The organism is Pseudomonas sp. NPDC088322, assembly GCF_044740745.1.
Classification (GTDB): domain Bacteria; phylum Pseudomonadota; class Gammaproteobacteria; order Pseudomonadales; family Pseudomonadaceae; genus Aquipseudomonas; species Aquipseudomonas shirazensis.
In genome coordinates this window covers 1-18,257 of the sequence record NZ_JBIURK010000009.1, presented here as the reverse complement: position 1 = coordinate 18,257, position 18,257 = coordinate 1, and the positions used below count along the sequence as shown (strand labels likewise).

Genomic DNA, 18,257 nt, shown 5'->3' with positions numbered 1-18,257 from the left:
CTCCCTGCTGATGGACCGGCGGTGAACATAGACCAGAGGGCCGGCGCAGACGTGCGCAGCAGCCGCCCAGAGCGGTCCTTGTTCACCGTTAGTAAGGGAGATATAGCAGCCGTGCGGGAGCCAACCAGAGGCTTTCTGGGTTAATCCTTTTGTACAGTCGCCCTCATTTGAGGCCTAGCCGACGACATAAACGGCTGAGGTTTGCCCGGTCCAGACCGAGCTCGCGAGCCGCGCTCGCCCAGTTGTTCTGGTGCTTTTGCAGGCAGGCCTCGATCAGCTGGCGTTGATAACTATCGACGGCCGTACGCAGGTCGCCGTTCGTCGTCTGAATCGCATCGGCGGGCAGCTGCAGCGCCGCGGCTGGCATGGGCGCTACGCTGCGCAGGTCGAGGTCAGCGGCCTGCAGGGTGAGAATGCGCGGGCGCTGTGCTTGCTGGCCAAGCGCCTTGAGCGCTGAACGGCCAATGAGGTGTTCCAGCTCGCGCACGTTCCCTGGCCAGTCGTACGCCAGCAAGGCGGCCTGGGCTTCGCTGCTCAGACGCAGGCTGTTCAAGCCCAGGCGCGAGCGGTTTTGTTCGAGGAAGTAACCGGCCAGCAGCAGCACGTCGCGGCCGCGCTCGCGCAGCGGCGGCACCTGCAAGGGGTACACACTCAAGCGATGATAGAAGTCGGCGCGGTAACGGCCGTTGCGCACTTCGTCGGCGAGGTCGCGGTTGGTCGCGGCGATCAGGCGCACGTCGACATGGTGCTCGCGGTCCGAGCCGAGCCGTTGCAATTGGCCGCTTTGCAGCACTCGCAGCAGCTTGGCCTGGACCGTCAGCGACAGCTCGCCGACCTCATCCAGGAACAAGGTACCGCCGTTGGCCAGTTCGAACTTGCCGCGACGCTCGCCATGGGCGCCGGTGAAGGCGCCGCGGACATGGCCGAACAGCTCGCTCTCGACCAGGGTGTCCGGCAGCGCTGCGCAGTTGAGGCTGATCAGCGGCTTGTTGGCGCGGCTGCTGGCCTGGTGCAGGGCCTGGGCGACCAGCTCCTTGCCGACGCCGGTTTCGCCGGTGATCAACACGGTCAGGTCGCTGCTGCCGACCAGGCGGATTTCCTCGAGCAGATGGGTGTGGGCCTTGCTCTGGCCGATCAGCTCCTTGTCCTGGCCACTGGCCTGGCGATAGACCTCGGCTCGCTGGTGCTCGTCCTCGGCGCGCAGGGCCAGGTGCTGGATCCGCTCGGCGACGGTGACCGTGGCGGCGGCGAGGCTGGCGAAGGCCTGCAAAGCTTCCAGTTCCAGGCTCTGAAACTGCCCCGGGGTCAGTGCATCGAGGGTCAGCAGACCCCACGGCTGCTCGTCGACCAGCAACGGGCAACCCATGCAGTCATGGACCTCCAGGTTGGCATCAGGGGCATTGACCAGACCGTCGTACGGGTCGGGCAGGTCGCTGTCACTGGCGAAGCGGGTCGGTTCGCTGTGGCTGAGCAGAATCTTGAAGCGCGGATGCTCGCTGACCCGAAAGCGCCGGCCAAGGGTATCCGGGGCAAGCCCGTCGACCGCCAGCGGCACCAGCCATTCGCCATCCAACCGGAGCAACGCAGCCGCGTCGCAAGGCAGCAGGCTGCGCATGGCTTGCAGCAAGCGCCGGTAGCGTTCCTGGTCGGGCAGATCGCGGGACAGGTCGCTGACCAGCGGAAGAAGGGCAGTGAGCAGTGGCTTTGTGGTCATAAAGACTCCTTTTGGTCTTTATGACTATAGTCCGGGATTGGTCATTTTGACACTGCTTGGTTGAATGTCCCGGTTTTGCTGGGGCGGATAGTTGGCATGATTGCTGTAACAGCATCTGCATCCATTTGAAGCCCCTCAGGAGTTGCTGCAATGCTCAATGCCGACCAACGTGCAATCGTCAAAGCCACCGTGCCGTTGCTGGAAAGCGGCGGGGAAGCGCTGACCACCCATTTCTATAAAATGATGCTCAGTGAATACCCAGAGGTACGTCCGCTGTTCAACCAGGCTCACCAGGCCAGCGGCGATCAACCGCGGGCGCTGGCCAATGGCGTACTGATGTATGCCCGCCATATCGACCAGCTCGAGCAACTGGGCGGTTTGGTCGGGCAGATCATCAACAAGCATGTCGCCTTGCAGATCCTGCCTGAGCACTACCCGATCGTCGGTCGCTGCTTGCTGCGCGCCATCGAGGAAGTATTGGGCAAGGACATCGCCACACCTGCGGTGATCGAGGCCTGGGCCGGTGCCTACGGCCAGCTGGCCGACATCCTCATCGGCGCTGAAGAAGGCCTGTATCAGCAGAAGGAGCAGGCCACTGGCGGCTGGCGTGGCGCGCGTGAGTTTCGCTTGGTACGCCGCGAGCAGGAAAGCAGCGAGATCGTCTCGTTCTATTTTGCCGCGCAGGACGGCCAGCCGGTGCTCAAGGCCGAGCCTGGCCAGTACATCGGCCTGCAGCTGTTCATCGATGGCATCGAGCAGCGCCGCAACTATTCGCTGTCGGCACTGAGCGATGGCCAGCAGTACCGCATCAGCGTCAAGCGGGAGGCGGGCGGCAAGGTCTCCAACTATCTGCATGAGCAGCTGATGGTGGGCGATACGCTCAATCTGTTCCCACCGTCAGGCGACTTCACCCTGGCGGCTAGTGACAAGCCGTTGGTACTGATCAGCGGTGGGGTCGGCATCACGCCGACCCTGGCCATGCTCGAGGCCGCCCTGACGACGCAGCGTCCGGTGCATTTCATTCATTGCGCACGTAATGGCGCAGTGCATGCCTTCCGCGACTGGGTCGACGCGCTGGCTGAGCGTCATCCGCAGCTCAAACGCTTTTATTGCTACGCCGAAGCGGGGCAGGGCGCAGACGCCGTGGGCCTGTTGAGCGAGCAGCAATTGGCCGCATGGCTGCCGCAGGAGCGGGATGTCGATGCTTACTTCCTGGGGCCGAAGGCATTCATGGCGGCGGTCAAACGCCAGCTCAAAGGGTTGGGTGTGCCCGAGGCGCAGAGCCGTTACGAGTTCTTCGGGCCGGCGGCTGCGCTGGAGTAAACCCGTTGTAACAGCCGGCTCGCGCGATCACGGGCCGGCTGCAGCTTAATCTCGCTTTAATCCCGCTATCCTTCACTTGCGTGTGTCGAGGCGCCTGCGCCTGCCCGGCATTCGCCCGCCTATATACAGGGCCGTCGTTGAACTGAAGAGGTTTGGCTCGGTCCTAGTGTCTCCGGAGAGTGGCGCTTGCCGTTGTCTCGACGCATCCACGCTCATGGCCAGCGTGTAAACTGCCCAGCGGCTGGCCTGCGTGCTGTCACTCTCCCTCGAAGGAATCGGCAATGAACGAACAACTCTCGCGCCTGAACCGTGAACGGCGCTTTCTGGCCCTGCTGGGCCTGATCTGCCTGGCGCTGATTGGCGGCGCGCTGTATATGCAGATTGTCCTCGGCGAGGCGCCATGCCCGCTGTGCATCCTGCAACGCTATGCATTGCTGCTGATCGCGCTGTTTGCCTTCATCGGCGCGGCAATGCCCAACCGCCGGGGCCTGACCCTGTTCGAAGGGCTGGTGGTACTCAGTGCCATTGGCGGAATCGTTGCGGCTGGGCGCCATGTGTATATACTCGCCAACCCTGCGGTCAGTTGCGGTATCGATACCCTGCAACCGATCGTCGATGACTTGCCACTGGCCAAGGTCTGGCCACTGGCGTTCCAGGTCGAGGGTTTCTGCAGCACGCCATACCCTCCGCTGCTGGGTCTGTCGCTGGCACAATGGGCGCTGCTGGCGTTCGTGCTGACCGCGATTCTGGTGCCGGTAGGCATCTATCGCAACCGCAAACGGGCTTAGACCAAAGTACCGTTTGAGCGCAAGTCTGTTGCACGGCGAGAGAAGCCCCTTTTCTCGCCATTCGCTTGATCCAGATCAACGACAAAGCCTTGCAGGATAAGTGTTTCAGGCCTGTAGGATGGGGTGCGACAAACTGTCGCGAACCTGATTTTCCCTACTCCATTGTTACCGAATCTGCAAAAGACTGTTGCTCAATAAGTCATAGTCAAGGGTGGGCGACCTATCTACAATCGCCCCCAATTTCCGTTCGGCACTGCTTGCGAGTCGCAGGATTTGAAGGAAGCCACGGCCTCCTTTTTGCTGACTTCGTCAAGTTTCGCCCAACGGCGATACCGGGCGGACACCCCTCCGCGTTAACCCGCACCAAATGGACTTGGTACAGCTGTACGGGCCGTTTGCCTACACCATAAATACCGTTAAGCCCGCTAACCGCCCAGGTCCACGTTGAGGACCCCAGGCAGGAGCGAATTCGAGCCAAAATTGCTGACGCTTGGCAGGACGAAGTGTTGGTGACCAAAACACAAATTGCATTGAAGCAAGCTGATCTAGAGGTCGTGAGATGAGTAAAAAGCGTTACCCCAGACTGTTTGGCATATTGCCCTTTTTAGGCATGCTTTTACTCAGTGGGTGCAACTGGACCCTGCTCGACCCGAAGGGTCAGGTCGGCATTGAGCAAAAGAACCTTATCCTGATCGCTACCGGCCTGATGCTGCTGGTGGTTGTGCCGGTCATCATCATGACTTTGGCATTTGCCTGGAAGTATCGTGCTTCCAACAAGGCAGCCACCTACACCCCAGACTGGTCGCACTCGACCAAGATCGAACTGGCCGTGTGGATCATCCCGGTCATCATCATCGTTGCCCTGGGCTACGTGACCTACGTGTCCACGCACAAGCTGGATCCGTATCGTCCGCTGGATTCCGACGTGAAGCCGGTGCAGGTCGATGTGGTCGCGCTGGACTGGAAATGGCTGTTCATCTATCCGGAACAGGGCATTGCCACCGTCAACACGCTGGTCTTCCCGGCCAACACGCCGGTGAACTTCCGTGTGACCTCGGACGCTGTGATGAACTCGTTCTTCATCCCGGGTCTGGGCGGCCAGATCTACGCGATGGCGGGCATGACCACCAAACTGCACCTGATCGCCAACGAGAACGGTGTGTTTGACGGTATCAGCGCCAACTACAGCGGTGCTGGTTTCACCGGCATGAAGTTCAAGGCTACTGCCACTTCCCAGGCCGACTTCGAGAAGTGGGTTGCTGAAGTCAAGCAGTCGCCAAAAACGCTGAGCAAGGCTGAATACGAAGCCTTGGCCAAACCAAGCGAAAACCACCCAGTCACGCTGTACAGCGTGGCCTCGCCTGACCAGTTCCAGACCATCGTCGACAAGTACGAAGGCATGAACCGCGGTCGGCCGAACCACGAAGAACAAGGCAGCAAAGACCTGGCCACAACCCAGGGTGTGGAGTCGAGTAAGCAACCAGCTGCCGGGGCAGAGGAGTAAGAGATGTTCGGTAAATTAAGTCTGGAGGCGATCCCGTATCACGAGCCGATAGTCATGGTGACACTTGCCATGATCGCGCTGGGTGGTATCGCTGTAGTAGGTCTGATCACCTACTTCCGCAAGTGGACCTACTTGTGGACCGAGTGGCTGACGACTGTCGACCACAAGAAAATCGGCGTGATGTACATCATCGTCGCCATGATCATGCTGATCCGCGGCTTTGCCGACGCCATCATGATGCGTACCCAGCTGGCCGTGGCCACGGGTGGCGACACCGGCTATCTGCCGCCTGAACACTATGACCAGATCTTCACCGCGCACGGTGTGATCATGATCATCTTCATGGCGATGCCGTTCTTCACTGGTCTGATGAACCTTGCGGTTCCGCTGCAGATCGGTGCACGTGACGTGGCCTTCCCGTTCCTCAACTCCCTGAGCTTCTACCTGCTGCTGGCAGGCGTGCTGCTGGTCAACATCTCCCTGGGTGTTGGTGAGTTCGCCAAGACTGGCTGGGTTGCGTATCCGCCGCTTGCGGGTATTCAGTACAGTCCGGGCGTGGGTGTCGACTACTACATCTGGGCACTGCAGCTATCGGGTCTGGGGACAACGCTGACCGGCGTCAACTTCCTCGTCACCGTGATGAAAATGCGCGCGCCTGGCATGAAGCTGATGGACATGCCGATCTTCACCTGGACCTGCACCTGGGCCAACGTGCTGATCGTGGCTTCGTTCCCGATCCTGACCGCTGCACTCGCTCTGCTGACTGTTGACCGTTATCTGGACTTCCATATCTTCACCAACGAGCTTGGTGGGAACCCGATGATGTACGTCAACCTGTTCTGGGCGTGGGGTCACCCTGAGGTTTACATTCTGATTCTGCCGGCCTTCGGCGTGTTCTCGGAAGTTACCTCGACGTTCTCTGGCAAACGCCTGTTCGGCCACCACTCGATGATCTATGCATCGGGCGCGATCGCCATTCTCGGCTTTGCAGTTTGGCTGCACCACTTCTTCACCATGGGTGCCGGCGCGAGCGTCAACACCTTCTTCGGCCTGGCGACGATGTTGATCTCCATCCCGACCGGTGTGAAGTTGTTCAACTGGCTGTTCACCATGTATCAAGGCCGCGTGCGCTTCACCGCGCCGATGCTGTGGACCCTGGGCTTCATGGTCACCTTCTCGATCGGTGGTATGACTGGCGTTCTGCTGGCTGTTCCAGGTGCTGACTTCGTGCTGCACAACAGCCTGTTCGTTATCGCTCACTTCCACAACGTGATCATCGGTGGTGCGGTATTCGGCTACATTGCCGGCTTCGCCTTCTGGTTCCCGAAAGCCTTTGGTTTCACCCTGAACGAGAAGTGGGGCAAAGCTGCCTTCTGGTTCTGGATCTCGGGCTTCTACGTTGCGTTCATGCCGCTGTACGCCCTGGGCTTCATGGGCATGACCCGTCGTCTGAACCACACCGAAAACCCACTGTGGGAACCCTACCTGTGGGTAGCGGTAGTCGGCGCCGTGCTGATCCTGTTCGGTATCGCTTGCCAGCTGATCCAGCTGTTCGTGTCGATCCGCGATCGCAACCAGAACCTGGACGTCACTGGCGATCCATGGGGTGGCCGTACGCTGGAGTGGTCGACTTCTTCGCCGCCGCCGTTCTACAACTTCGCTCACATGCCTGAGAAAGTTGGTCTGGACGCCTGGCACGAAGCCAAGGAAGCCGAAGTTGCGTACAAGGTTCCGGCCAAGTACGAAGCGATCCACATGCCAAGCAACACCTCTACCGGTCTGTTCATGGGCCTGTTGTTGACCGTCTTCGGCTTTGCCTTCATCTGGCATATCTGGTGGCTGGTTGGCGCAAGCCTGGTAGCAACCATCGCAGTCTTCGTTCGCCACGCTGCACGTGACGACCAGGGCTACATGGTGCCGGCTGAAGAAGTGGCGCGCATCGAAGGCGAGCGCATGCAAGCGTTGGCCAAAGCAGGTGCTCTGCCTGCCGGCGCACGTGTCGAATCGTTTGAACGGGTGTAATCAATGTCCAGTCAAGTAATCCACGGTGACGCTCATGGTCATGACCATGGGCACGACGATCACCACCACGACTCGGGCCAGATGACCGTACTTGGTTTCTGGCTGTACCTGATGACCGACTGCATCCTGTTTGCGTCGCTCTTCGCCACCTACGCGGTGCTGTCCGGCGGTTTCGCCGGCGGCCCGTCGGGTCACGACATCTTCCAGCTCGACTTCGTGCTGGTTGAAACCGCGTTCCTGCTGCTGTCCTCGATCACCTTCGGCTTCGCCATGCTGAAGATGTTCGACGGCAACAAGGCAGGTGTACTGGGCTGGTTGGCTGTGACCTTCCTGTTCGGTGCTGGCTTCATCGCGATGGAAATCTATGAGTTCCATCACCTGATCTCTGAGGGTTACGGCCCGCAGCGCAGTGGCTTCCTGTCGGCGTTCTTCGCGCTGGTCGGTACCCACGGTCTGCACGTGACTGCCGGTCTGATCTGGATGGCGATCATGATGTATCAGATCAACAAGCACGGCATCACGCCGACTGCCAAGACCCGCATGAGCTGCCTGAGCCTGTTCTGGCACTTCCTCGACGTGGTCTGGATCTGCGTATTCACCGTCGTTTACCTGTTGGGGGTTCTGTAATGGCTAACGCACACGACACTCATCACGAAGGTAGCCACGGCAGCGTCAAGTCGTACATGGTCGGTTTCGTACTGTCGATCATCCTGACTGCGATCCCGTTCGGCCTGGTCATGTTCCCGACCTTTCCGAAGAACCTGACCGTCCTGATCGTGGTGGCCATGGCCGTCATTCAGGTAGTGGTACACCTGGTGTACTTCCTGCACATGGACCGCTCGAAAGAGCAGCGTTCCAATGTGTCGACGTTCCTGTTCACCATTCTGGTAATCGCGCTGCTGGTCGGCCTGTCGCTGTGGATCATGTTCAGCATCCACTTCGAAATGATGGCCAAGTGAGGTAAGACTGCATGTCACTGAAGCACTTTATCCAAATCACCAAACCGGGGATCATTTTCGGTAACGTGCTTTCCGTGGCAGGCGGCTTCTTCCTTGCCTCCAGCGGGCATGTGGATTTCGCCCTGTTCCTGGCGGTGGTGCTCGGTACCTCGATGGTGGTGGCGTCCGGTTGCGTGTTCAACAACTGCATCGACCGTGACATCGACATCAAGATGGAGCGCACCAAGAACCGCGTGATGGTCCAGGGCGGCATGTCGCTGCCGCTGGCGCTGATATACGCCACCCTGCTTGGGCTGGGTGGTTTCAGCTTGCTGTACGTGCAGGCCAACCCGTTGGCGGCGTACTGCGCCCTGATCGGGTTCGTCGTCTACGTCGGTTTCTACAGCCTCTGGCTGAAGCGCAAATCGGTGCACGGCACCTTGGTTGGCAGCCTGTCCGGTGCCATGCCTCCGGTGATCGGCTACTGCGCCGTGAGCAACAGCTTCGACCTGGCTGCAGTGACCCTGCTGGTGATGTTCAGCCTGTGGCAGATGCCGCACAGCTTTGCCATCGCGATCTTCCGCTTCAAAGATTACAGCGCTGCCAATATTCCGGTTCTGCCGGTGGCGCGCGGTATCCTCGCGGCGAAAAAGCAGATCGTGCTGTACGTGCTGGCATTCGTCCTCGCTACCCTGATGCTGACCCTCGGCGGTTACGCCGGGCTCGGCTACATGGCGGTTGCCGCCGGTATGGGCCTGTACTGGTTGTACATGGCCTGGGGCGGCTACAAGGCTGAAGATGACAGCAAGTGGGCGCGCAAGGTATTCGGCTTTTCTATCCTCACCGTGACCGCCTTGAGCGTGATGATGTCGGTAGACAGCCAGACTGCTGCTGACGTGTTGATGACTTACGCCCGCTGAAGACATTTGTTGTGAAGAAGCCCTGGCCGTGTGTCGGGGCTTTTTTTTGCCTTGAGCATGGCAGGTTTTCCGCCTGCTCGGCACCGCCTCACACGCCATATGGTGTGCCTCCCTAGTCCCCAGGAGACATCCAGATGAGTGTATTTACGGCCTATTTCTGTGGCACCGGTTCCACCCGCTATGACACCGCCAACCCTGATTTCTGGAACGGCGAACTGGTCTCGACGTTGGCCCACAACGACCAAGGCCGGCTCTGGGCTGAGCAAATTGCTGTCGATGGCCCAGGCAGCGGCAACCTGCAGGACGATGACCTGTTCGTCAAGCCAGGCAGTTATTTCAACTGGACCGGTCAGCTGTTTGGCCGCGGCTGGGAAGAAAACGTCGCCCACGTGGTGCAGGTGATCAGGGGCAAAACCAACTGGCAGCGCACCAAGCTCAGCAAAGAAGAGTACGAAGACCTGAAGAAACGCGGGGTTGAGGTCCCGGATGCCGAGGCTGGCTCTTCGTGGTTCTGGCGTACGTACGACTATGGCGACAGCTTTGCCAAGCAAGAGCTCTATCAGGAGATCATTACTCGCTTCCGCAAACCGCTGATTCCGACCCAGATCAATCTGGTCGGCTGGAGTCGCGGCGGCATCAGCTGCCATATGCTCGCCAATGCCTTGGCCAGCGACCCGGAACTCAAGCACATTCCGGTCAACATCTTTGCCATCGACCCCGTACCCGGGGTAGGCAATATCGACAAGCGCCGCGTACAGCTGGCCAGCAATGTGAAGGAGTACGTCGGCTTCTACTCGCGTGACGAGCGTTCAAAAGGCTTTGCCTGCGTTATACCGAGTGTGGCCGCGACTACTCGCATCCATGTCTTCCCTATGCACGGTCGGCATGCCACGTTGGTCGGTAACGCTTCGGTCGATGGTGCCGGCGGTGGCAAGCACCTCGATGAGCCGGGCTTGCTGGTGCGCCATTTTGCCGAAGTCTGCCTGACCCGTTGGGGCGTGAAGCTCAACAACCGGCTGCAGCTCAACGACATCCAGTTGATGCAGTATCACAAGGAAATGATCGCAGAGAACGAGCGCTACACAGCGATGCGCAAGAAGTCCTACACGGTGGTGACAGAGGGCAGTGCAGCAGACCGCTTTGTTCACTTCGGCACCGATGAAACGTCCTTCAGCAAGGTTACCGGCAGTGCATTCAAGCCCAGTGAAGGCTTGGCATTGGAGCGGGTAACCGTAGACAGCTACAAGGTACTACGCTGATCGAGCTGGCTGTTCAGCGCGCGCCACTGAGCAGCCGCTTCTGAGGAATTGTTTAATACGCCTGAAAATATATAAAAAAACAGAAAATTATCCTTTGCAGATAAATCATTTCGGCATTATTGTCTGATCTGGCCGCTACAGCGGCTAACGTCGCTCGGACGGTTCCGGGCGCTTACGTCTTCGAGGTACACATGGCCGACCAAGGTTCGCCGCGCCGCTTTGCGCGCATAGATCGTCTCCCGCCCTATGTTTTCAACATCACTGCCGAGCTGAAGATGGCTGCCCGCCGTCGTGGCGAGGACATCATTGATCTGAGCATGGGCAACCCCGATGGCGCCACGCCGCCGCACATCGTCGAGAAGCTGGTGCAGGTTGCCCAGCGTGACGACACTCATGGTTACTCCACCTCGCGCGGCATTCCGCGCCTGCGCCGGGCGATTTCGCGCTGGTATCAGGACCGCTATCAGGTCGATATCGATCCTGAGAGCGAGGCCATCGTCACCATTGGCTCGAAAGAGGGCTTGGCGCACTTGATGCTGGCCACCCTTGATCATGGCGACACGGTTCTGGTGCCCAACCCCAGTTATCCCATCCACATCTACGGTGCCGTGATCGCCGGTGCACAGGTGCGTTCGGTGCCGTTGGTGCCGGGGGTGGATTTCTTCACCGAGCTTGAGCGGGCGATCCGCGAGTCGATCCCCAAGCCGAAAATGATGATCCTCGGCTTCCCGTCCAACCCGACTGCGCAGTGTGTCGAGCTGGATTTCTTCGAGCGTGTGGTAGCGCTGGCCAAGCAATACGACGTGCTGGTCATCCACGATCTGGCCTATGCCGACATTGTCTACGACGGCTGGAAGGCCCCTTCGATCATGCAGGTGCCCGGTGCCAAGGACATCGCGGTGGAGTTCTTCACCCTGTCCAAAAGCTACAACATGGCCGGCTGGCGGATTGGTTTCATGGTCGGCAATCCAGAGCTGGTCAGCGCCCTTGGGCGGATCAAGAGCTATCACGATTACGGCACCTTCACCCCGCTGCAGGTAGCGGCCATTGCCGCCCTTGAGGGTGATCAGCAATGCGTGCGCGACATCGCCGAGCAATACCGCCAGCGCCGCAATCTGTTGGTCAAGGGCTTGCACGAGCTGGGCTGGATGGTCGAGAACCCCAAGGCCTCGATGTACATCTGGGCGAAGATACCCGAGGCATACGCACACCTGGGCTCGCTGGAGTTCGCGAAGAAGCTGCTGGCCGAGGCCAAGGTCTGCGTATCGCCAGGGATTGGTTTCGGCGATTACGGCGATGATCATGTGCGCTTTGCCCTGATCGAAAACCAGGACCGCATTCGTCAGGCGATTCGTGGCATTCGCCAGATGTTCCGGGCGGATGGGCTGACCGCCAAGTAACCTCTTCGTACGCTCAACAGCCAACCGACATGCCGCCGATCAGCGGCATGTTTTTTTTCATATACCCTCTTCTCAGCTACCCCCGGTTGGATCAACAATGGCGCCGCGGGCCAAGCCCCGATAACAACAACTCTCCCTCCCTGGCGATCATGTCCGAATATAACCCTTGCCTTGACTGCGGCGCGTGCTGCGGGTACTTCCGTGTGTCCTTCTTCTGGGGCGAATGCCAGTCATCGGGCGGTGTCGTGCCGGACGATCTGGTGGTGCAGATCACCCCAAGCCGGGTCGCCATGATTGGCACCGACGCCAAGCCGTGCCGCTGCATCAGCCTCGATGGCGAGATTGGCAAGCAGGTGGGGTGCAGCATCTACGCCAACCGTTCCACGCCCTGTCGCGAGTTCGAGGCGTCCTGGGTCAATGGCGTGCACAATCCCAGTTGCGACGCAGCCCGTGCTGCCTATGGGTTACCGCCGCTGGAGGCCAACGAGCCGCACTGGCCAGATGAAGGCGCCGAGGTGGCGTGATTGCACTGGGTTGAAAATGCCCGGTGACCCTGGGGTCCGACTGACGCTAGACTGTCATCTTTCCAGCGATGGACAGGAGGTCCGGCGTGACCCAGCCCCGCAGTTTCCCCTCTGACTTGCTCCTTGAAAGCCCGCGCCTGCAACTGCGCCCGATGCGTCATGCCGACGCCGCGCAGTGGTTGGAGATGATGGCCGACCCGCAGGTCATGCGTTACTGGCACCACGCCCCGTGGCAGGACCTGGCCGAGGCGCAAAGCGCTCTGGCGGCAGACCGCGAAGCGTACGCCAAGGGCGAGCAACTCAAGCTTGGCATGTACCGGCGCGACACCGGGGCGCTGATCGGCATGGTCCAGCTGTTCAACATCGACGACGTCTCCCGCCGTGGCGAAATCGGCTATTGCCTAGCCAGCAGCGTGCAGGGCCGCGGCTACATGGACGAAGCACTGACCTGCTTTATCGATTACCTTGCGCACACGCTGCACCTGCGCCGCCTGGAAGGTGAAATCGACCCGCGCAATCAGGGCTCGGCACGTACCCTCGAGCGTCAGGGCTTTGTCCTTGAAGGCACCCTGCGGGCACGTTGGTGCGTGGCGGGGGAGTTGTCCGATTCGGGTATCTACGGCTTGTTGCTGGAGCCACCGGTTGCCTGATATGACGGTGAATGACGGTCGGGTGAACGCCGGTCGCCCTTGGTTCCTCCAGTTGCCCACGTTCTATATCGCCCTGAGCCTGTTGCTGTTCCTCTGCAGTCTGGCGTTTGACGGTGTCTACCTGAGTGCGGGGCGGCATATGCCCGCCTTGCAGATCCTGCTATACGGGCCTTGGGGGATTCCGTTCGAGCACTACCAGTGGTTTGCCAATCCTTTGTTGGCCCTGGCCGTGCTCAGCCACCGGCGCTTTCGTCGGCTGGCACTGGTGCTGGGCCTCGCCGCGCTGTATCTGGCGGCGAGCAGCCTGGGCATTGATCGCCTGCCGGACAATCGCAGCTATGCCTTCCAGGACCTGATTGGTTTTGGCGCGGGCTTTTACCTGTGGCTGGCGGCAATCGCGTTGTTCTGCGCGGGCCAGGCCTGGTGGTGCTGGAAGGCCCGCAGTGCCGCGCAAATGCCAGGATGGCGCTGGCTCGACGTGGCCTTGATCGCCGCGTTGGGGGTGACGGTGTACGTGGCCACCGAAATGCCCTCGCTGCGCTTTCAAGTGGAAAGAGTGCTGGACCCGCCCATTCAACCGCAGGCCTTCTGACCGGTCTGTTGTCAGCGCGCAGTGCCCCACTGCACCAGCAGCATGCCGAGCACGATCATGCCCACGCCGGCCAGCCTGAGACTGTTGACGGGTTTTTCCGGCAGGCCCATCAAGCCCCATTGATCGATCAGCAATGAGGACAGTACCTGCCCGGCGATCACGCAGACGATAAACCCGGCCGCACCCAAGCGCGGTGTGAGGATCAGCGCAGCAGTGATGTACAACACGCCTGCCAATCCTCCCAGCCAGGCCCACCACGGCGCCTGGGTCAGATTCTGCAGCTGCGGCAGCGGTGCCCGTAGCACCAGCAATGCCGGTATCAGCAGCATCAGGCTGACCAATAACGAAACCCCCGCGGCCCATAACGGATGCCCCAGCAGTCGGCCGAGGGCGGCGTTGCTGCCTGCCTGGAACGGCACAGCTGCGCCGGCCAGCAGGGCGATCAGCATGGGAAGCAGGACAGACAAGGTAAGTGCATGCGGCATTGGGATGCTCCTGAAGAAATCACTGGCTGCAGTCTGTGTTATCCATTTCAATGATGGAAATTCGAACTCCGCACAGTTGGTATTCGCTAGATGGATGATCTGCGCCGCATCGACCTCAATCTGCTGCTGACGCTAAACGCGCTGCTCAGTGAGCAGCACGTGTCCCGCGCCGCGTTGCGTCTGCATCGCAGCCAGCCTGCGGTGAGCCATGCGCTGGCTCAGTTGCGAGAAATCTTTGCCGATCCGCTGTTGGTGCGGCGTGGCGGCAGGCTGCAATTGAGCCCCCGGGCGCAATCCCTGCGCGAGCCTTTGCAGCATGCGTTGCAGCAGTTGGACGGTCTGCTTGGCAGTCCTGGCTTTGAGGCCGGCAAATCGCGTCGTACTTTTCGCCTGTCGATGTCGGACTATGGCGCCAGGGTGTTGCTGCCCGGCCTGTTACGGCAGGTCCGCGAAGAGGCGCCCGGGGTCGACCTGGTGGTCTCGCAGGGCAGCCGGGAAGCCATGCTGGGGCAGTTGATCGACGGAGAAGTGGATCTGGCGCTCGGCGTGTTCCCCGATTGGCCGGCTGAAGTGCAGCGCCAGGTGCTGTTCGACGAAAGTTTTGTCTGTGTGGCCGACCGCAGGAACCTGCCGCAGCGCGCAGGGCTGAGCTTGAGTCAGTGGTTGCAGCGCCCCCACGTGCTGGTTGCGGTGCGGCCGGGCATCGACAATGAGATCGATCGCGCCCTGCAGCAGGTGGGCGAGCAACGGCGGATTGCCTTGACGCTGCCGCACTGGGGCGTAGCGCAGACACTGTTGGTTGGCACCGATCTGATACTTACGGTGGCGCGGCGCAGCCTCAGCGGGGCTCGTCTGGACCCGGCGCTGCGTACCTTCGCCCCGCCGTTGGCGATCGCACCTTTTGCTTTTGCCCAGGCGTGGCATGCACGCCGCGAAGGCGACGCCGGCCATGCCTGGTTGCGTGCGCGGGTGGCGAGCATCTGTCAGAACACGGAGTGAGCCGAGTGGGTTTGGTCTGATTGTTGCCGTTGGTAGCCGACCTTGGATGGGGAAGTGCTAGGCTGGTCGCCGTCACTCATCCGCGAGACTTGCTCATGCGTAACCGCACTACTATCGTCATGACCTTGATCCTGGGTTGCTCGAGCGCAGCCGCGAGCGCCGACGACTTTTCCACCAGTTATACCGAGTGTATGGACAAGGCCTCCAGTACTGTTGCCATGAGCAGCTGTATCCAAAGCGAGAGCAGCCTGCAGGATCAGCGTCTGAACCGTGTCTACAAGCAGTTGCAGGCCAAGCTTGCAGGCGATGCACAGAAGGCCTTGCGCACTGCGCAGCGCAGTTGGATCAAGTATCGCGATGACAACTGCGCCCTCCATAGCCAGGCCAGCGGCGGCACCCTGCGGCAGATCGAGGCCGGCACATGTGTGATGGGCATGACCCGCGACCGTGCGGCGGAGCTTGAGCGGATACTCAGCCCGGGGCAATGACTGGCTGGCCTTGGATGATTAGTCCGTGGTTACCTGGCCGCACTGGGCTTCGCGCTGCATCGACTCCAGATTGCGCTCGATGGTTTCGCAGATGGTGTCCATCTGGATCTGATGCTCGCTGAAGCGGAACGGGCTCTGCAGGTCGGAGCCGATCCGCTCGATCGCCAGCAGCATGAAGCCCACCACGGTCGATGCCAGTGGAGTGAACCAGCCCAGCGACTCGACCAGGCCGATCGGCACGATCAGGCAGAACAGCGAAATGAACAACCGCGGGAAGTACACATAAGGGTAGGGCAATGGCGTGTTGGCGATCCGCTCCATCCCGCCTTGCGCGTTGGACAGGTCGACCAGGGTCGACTCCAGCCTGGCCAGGCGAATGCTGTCCAGCCGGCCGGCCTTGTATTCGCGGGCGAGCAAGGCGGCCGAGCCGCTGAGGATGTCATTGGCGAAGTTGTTCGAGCGATTACGCCGCTCGAATTCCTTGGGTGGTATAAACGCCATCAGCTCGTCTGGGCATGCTTCCCCCTTCAAGTGCGCCGCCAGGCAATTCACGTAGGCGACATGCCGGCGTAACAAGGTAGCTTTGATCGGGTTCAAGCCCTCATCGCCGTCATCAATCAGGGTCAGCACCTGGCGCGCGAAACTGCGCGAGCTGTTTACCAGCGCGCCCCACAGGGTGCGTGCCTCCCACCAGCGGTTATAGGCACTGCTGTTACGGAAGCTGACCAGTACCACCAGAGCAGAGCCGAGCAACGTCAGTGGCATCAGCGGCAAGGTGAACTTGCTGTTGAAGAACAGCATGAAATCGATTGTGACCAGGACATCCCAGATCAGCAGCCAGAACAGCGACCAACCGATATAGCCGAAGGTCTTCGCCACCAGGCGCAGCTTGCGGGCGATGAGTTGTTTCACGCGGTAGACCTCGAACGGAGCGGATGCAGATCCGACGCCGGACGAGGTCCAAGGTTCGCGGCTGTTGGTCGGGGCGCTGTAACCAAACGTTTTCACGCTTGGTTCATCGTGCTGTGGCAGCGACTACCATGCCTCTGACCGGCGTCACTGGCAGTTGCGGCCTGCCCTTCTTGGCCAGCAGATGCTGATAACGCCGCCATTCCTTGTCGATCTCGCTGTAGGACATGAACACACTGATGTGCTCGCTGCTGGCCAGGTCGGCGCGGTCATGTGCCTGCACTTCGTCCCTGGACAGATAAGCGATATTGATACCCAGCACCTTGCCGTCGTCGGCAAACACCGGGCCGCCCGACATGCCTTTGGTAATAGGGCCGTCATGCACGCCATAGAACACGCTGCCCTTGGTACCTTGCAGGCGCACCAGTGATGGCAATGCGTGGCCTTTGCCTTGCATCGGCATCATCAGGCTGTTGAAACCGACGGCTGTCACTGCTTCGCCAGGCACATACTGGCGCCACAGCGGAACCTGGGTTGCCTTGTGCTTGAAGAACACCACATCGCCCAGGCCTTCATGGACAATGTTCGGCAGAAATGGGGTGTGTTTGGCGGTGACGGCGTAGTCCTCGTTCCACTGAATGGCAGAGGCCATCAACAGCATCGGCAACGGGCCGCGCGAGGTGACTACGAAAGCCTGATCATAGACCGGATCAGATACATACGAGGTTGGCACTCCATTGCACCCACTCAGCAGCATCATTGCTGCCAGACAGGGCACGATTTTGCTCATGAATCACACACACAAGAATGGAACGCCAATATGGCGATGAGCCATCACCAAGGCAATACTTTATTGCTATACCCGACGAGCGACAGCTTAAGGTGTAGATGGCCACTGGCCCAATTGATTCGGCGGATGCCTGCGGCTGCTGCCGCCAGCGTACGGGCGCCAGTGTTTTGCCTGGCGGGTGTGGCGCGGGCAGACCGCTCTTCTATATAGAGAGGAATCGCAGTGGAGGCTGGCTGTATGCGACCCGCCATAAAAAATGCGGGAGGGGGGTTGACCGGCTTTTTCTATCCTGTATTATTCGCCTCCCGCTAGCGAGAAGCTTCAAGCTGATCCTGGCGCAAGCAACTGATTTGATTGAACAAATCAAAAATAAAAGGTTGCTAAGTGAGATGAGCTTCTGTAGGATGCGCATCTCGGTTGAGACAACAAGTTCTTAACCAACCGCTCTTTAACAAATTGAATCAAGCAATTCGTGTGGGTGCTTGTGAGTACGGTTTGATAGTCGCCAAGATTATCAGCATCACAAGTGGCCGCATGAGAAATCATAGTAGTCATTTGAGATTGCTGAGCCAAGTTTAGGGTTTCTTAAAAACCCAAGCAGTATTGAACTGAAGAGTTTGATCATGGCTCAGATTGAACGCTGGCGGCAGGCCTAACACATGCAAGTCGAGCGGATGAGAAGAGCTTGCTCTTCGATTCAGCGGCGGACGGGTGAGTAATGCCTAGGAATCTGCCTGGTAGTGGGGGACAACGTTTCGAAAGGAACGCTAATACCGCATACGTCCTACGGGAGAAAGCAGGGGACCTTCGGGCCTTGCGCTATCAGATGAGCCTAGGTCGGATTAGCTAGTTGGTGAGGTAATGGCTCACCAAGGCGACGATCCGTAACTGGTCTGAGAGGATGATCAGTCACACTGGAACTGAGACACGGTCCAGACTCCTACGGGAGGCA

Annotated in this window: 18 protein-coding genes and 1 rRNA gene; 15 read left to right on the top strand and 4 right to left on the bottom strand. The window is 59.9% G+C overall.

Annotated features, from left to right (window positions below):
* Positions 1–163: 163 nt before the first annotated feature.
* Positions 164–1,714 (bottom strand): nitric oxide reductase transcriptional regulator NorR, encoded by a 1,551-nt coding sequence (norR, locus tag ACIOAU_RS21625; protein ID WP_188035377.1) that lies wholly within the window; start codon positions 1,712–1,714, stop codon positions 164–166.
* 150 nt (positions 1,715–1,864) lie between these two features.
* On the opposite strand from norR, the gene hmpA reads away from it, so the two are divergent.
* The 12 genes from hmpA to ACIOAU_RS21565 all read left to right on the top strand — a co-directional run bounded on the left by hmpA (position 1,865) and on the right by ACIOAU_RS21565 (position 13,634).
* Entirely contained in the window at positions 1,865–3,037 is a 1,173-nt protein-coding gene (gene hmpA / locus ACIOAU_RS21620) for an NO-inducible flavohemoprotein (RefSeq protein ID WP_101316634.1), read from the top strand.
* Positions 3,038–3,318: 281 nt separating this feature from the next.
* Positions 3,319–3,825 (top strand): disulfide bond formation protein B, encoded by a 507-nt coding sequence (locus ACIOAU_RS21615; protein WP_101316636.1) that lies wholly within the window; start codon positions 3,319–3,321, stop codon positions 3,823–3,825.
* Positions 3,826–4,384: 559 nt separating this feature from the next.
* Positions 4,385–5,329 carry a ubiquinol oxidase subunit II gene (gene cyoA / locus ACIOAU_RS21610; protein ID WP_101316638.1) on the top strand — a complete coding sequence of 315 codons (945 nt, stop codon included), beginning with the start codon at positions 4,385–4,387 and terminating at the stop codon, positions 5,327–5,329.
* A 3-nt stretch (positions 5,330–5,332) separates the two neighbouring features.
* Positions 5,333–7,351: a cytochrome o ubiquinol oxidase subunit I gene (gene cyoB, locus ACIOAU_RS21605; RefSeq protein ID WP_101316640.1), complete on the top strand. Its 2,019-nt coding sequence runs from the start codon at positions 5,333–5,335 to the stop codon at positions 7,349–7,351.
* A 3-nt stretch (positions 7,352–7,354) separates the two neighbouring features.
* Positions 7,355–7,978: a cytochrome o ubiquinol oxidase subunit III gene (locus ACIOAU_RS21600; protein WP_101316642.1), complete on the top strand. Its 624-nt coding sequence runs from the start codon at positions 7,355–7,357 to the stop codon at positions 7,976–7,978.
* Positions 7,978–8,310: a cytochrome o ubiquinol oxidase subunit IV gene (gene cyoD / locus ACIOAU_RS21595; protein ID WP_150570092.1), complete on the top strand. Its 333-nt coding sequence runs from the start codon at positions 7,978–7,980 to the stop codon at positions 8,308–8,310. Before ACIOAU_RS21600 ends, cyoD begins: the two co-directional genes overlap by 1 nt.
* 11 nt (positions 8,311–8,321) lie before the next feature.
* Positions 8,322–9,209: a heme o synthase gene (gene cyoE, locus ACIOAU_RS21590; RefSeq protein WP_103436097.1), complete on the top strand. Its 888-nt coding sequence runs from the start codon at positions 8,322–8,324 to the stop codon at positions 9,207–9,209.
* Between the two features lie 134 nt (positions 9,210–9,343).
* Positions 9,344–10,468 carry a hypothetical protein gene (locus ACIOAU_RS21585; RefSeq protein WP_401184522.1) on the top strand — a complete coding sequence of 375 codons (1,125 nt, stop codon included), beginning with the start codon at positions 9,344–9,346 and terminating at the stop codon, positions 10,466–10,468.
* A 191-nt stretch (positions 10,469–10,659) separates the two neighbouring features.
* Positions 10,660–11,868 (top strand): alanine transaminase, encoded by a 1,209-nt coding sequence (gene alaC, locus ACIOAU_RS21580; RefSeq protein WP_101316650.1) that lies wholly within the window; start codon positions 10,660–10,662, stop codon positions 11,866–11,868.
* 149 nt (positions 11,869–12,017) lie between these two features.
* Positions 12,018–12,392, top strand: coding sequence for a YkgJ family cysteine cluster protein (locus ACIOAU_RS21575; RefSeq protein ID WP_101316652.1), 375 nt, complete (start codon positions 12,018–12,020; stop codon positions 12,390–12,392).
* Between the two features lie 86 nt (positions 12,393–12,478).
* Positions 12,479–13,042: a GNAT family N-acetyltransferase gene (locus tag ACIOAU_RS21570; protein ID WP_101316654.1), complete on the top strand. Its 564-nt coding sequence runs from the start codon at positions 12,479–12,481 to the stop codon at positions 13,040–13,042.
* A 52-nt stretch (positions 13,043–13,094) separates the two neighbouring features.
* The gene (locus tag ACIOAU_RS21565) at positions 13,095–13,634 is read left to right on the top strand and encodes a hypothetical protein (RefSeq protein ID WP_150570100.1); all 540 of its coding nucleotides are present in this window, start codon (positions 13,095–13,097) and stop codon (positions 13,632–13,634) included.
* Positions 13,635–13,645: 11 nt separating this feature from the next.
* On the opposite strand, the gene ACIOAU_RS21560 is transcribed toward ACIOAU_RS21565, so the two are convergent.
* Positions 13,646–14,119 (bottom strand): DMT family transporter, encoded by a 474-nt coding sequence (locus tag ACIOAU_RS21560; protein ID WP_101316656.1) that lies wholly within the window; start codon positions 14,117–14,119, stop codon positions 13,646–13,648.
* 90 nt (positions 14,120–14,209) lie between these two features.
* Here ACIOAU_RS21560 and ACIOAU_RS21555 point away from each other — a divergent pair, with 90 nt between their 5' ends.
* Both ACIOAU_RS21555 and ACIOAU_RS21550 read left to right on the top strand, forming a co-directional pair.
* Positions 14,210–15,118 carry a LysR family transcriptional regulator gene (locus tag ACIOAU_RS21555; protein WP_401184517.1) on the top strand — a complete coding sequence of 303 codons (909 nt, stop codon included), beginning with the start codon at positions 14,210–14,212 and terminating at the stop codon, positions 15,116–15,118.
* 95 nt (positions 15,119–15,213) lie between these two features.
* Positions 15,214–15,606 (top strand): lysozyme inhibitor LprI family protein, encoded by a 393-nt coding sequence (locus ACIOAU_RS21550; protein ID WP_258197239.1) that lies wholly within the window; start codon positions 15,214–15,216, stop codon positions 15,604–15,606.
* Positions 15,607–15,624: 18 nt separating this feature from the next.
* On the opposite strand, the gene ACIOAU_RS21545 is transcribed toward ACIOAU_RS21550, so the two are convergent.
* On the bottom strand, positions 15,625–16,518 hold the full coding sequence (locus ACIOAU_RS21545; RefSeq protein ID WP_101322946.1) for a bestrophin family protein: 894 nt from the start codon (positions 16,516–16,518) through the stop codon (positions 15,625–15,627).
* Positions 16,519–16,621: 103 nt separating this feature from the next.
* Entirely contained in the window at positions 16,622–17,272 is a 651-nt protein-coding gene (locus ACIOAU_RS21540; protein ID WP_101322947.1) for a trypsin-like peptidase domain-containing protein, read from the bottom strand.
* Positions 17,273–17,910: 638 nt separating this feature from the next.
* Between ACIOAU_RS21540 and ACIOAU_RS21535 the strand changes: the two genes are divergently transcribed.
* A 16S ribosomal RNA gene (locus ACIOAU_RS21535) occupies positions 17,911–18,257 on the top strand; the annotation flags it as partial.

Coding starts and splice junctions, on each gene's coding strand:
- norR (WP_188035377.1), bottom strand. CDS start 1,714: ATGACCACAAAGCCACTGCTCACTGCCCTTCTTCCGCTGGTCAGCGAC.
- hmpA (WP_101316634.1), top strand. CDS start 1,865: ATGCTCAATGCCGACCAACGTGCAATCGTCAAAGCCACCGTGCCGTTG.
- ACIOAU_RS21615 (WP_101316636.1), top strand. CDS start 3,319: ATGAACGAACAACTCTCGCGCCTGAACCGTGAACGGCGCTTTCTGGCC.
- cyoA (WP_101316638.1), top strand. CDS start 4,385: ATGAGTAAAAAGCGTTACCCCAGACTGTTTGGCATATTGCCCTTTTTA.
- cyoB (WP_101316640.1), top strand. CDS start 5,333: ATGTTCGGTAAATTAAGTCTGGAGGCGATCCCGTATCACGAGCCGATA.
- ACIOAU_RS21600 (WP_101316642.1), top strand. CDS start 7,355: ATGTCCAGTCAAGTAATCCACGGTGACGCTCATGGTCATGACCATGGG.
- cyoD (WP_150570092.1), top strand. CDS start 7,978: ATGGCTAACGCACACGACACTCATCACGAAGGTAGCCACGGCAGCGTC.
- cyoE (WP_103436097.1), top strand. CDS start 8,322: ATGTCACTGAAGCACTTTATCCAAATCACCAAACCGGGGATCATTTTC.
- ACIOAU_RS21585 (WP_401184522.1), top strand. CDS start 9,344: ATGAGTGTATTTACGGCCTATTTCTGTGGCACCGGTTCCACCCGCTAT.
- alaC (WP_101316650.1), top strand. CDS start 10,660: ATGGCCGACCAAGGTTCGCCGCGCCGCTTTGCGCGCATAGATCGTCTC.
- ACIOAU_RS21575 (WP_101316652.1), top strand. CDS start 12,018: ATGTCCGAATATAACCCTTGCCTTGACTGCGGCGCGTGCTGCGGGTAC.
- ACIOAU_RS21560 (WP_101316656.1), bottom strand. CDS start 14,119: ATGCCGCATGCACTTACCTTGTCTGTCCTGCTTCCCATGCTGATCGCC.
- ACIOAU_RS21555 (WP_401184517.1), top strand. CDS start 14,210: ATGGATGATCTGCGCCGCATCGACCTCAATCTGCTGCTGACGCTAAAC.
- ACIOAU_RS21550 (WP_258197239.1), top strand. CDS start 15,214: ATGCGTAACCGCACTACTATCGTCATGACCTTGATCCTGGGTTGCTCG.
- ACIOAU_RS21540 (WP_101322947.1), bottom strand. CDS start 17,272: ATGCTGCTGAGTGGGTGCAATGGAGTGCCAACCTCGTATGTATCTGAT.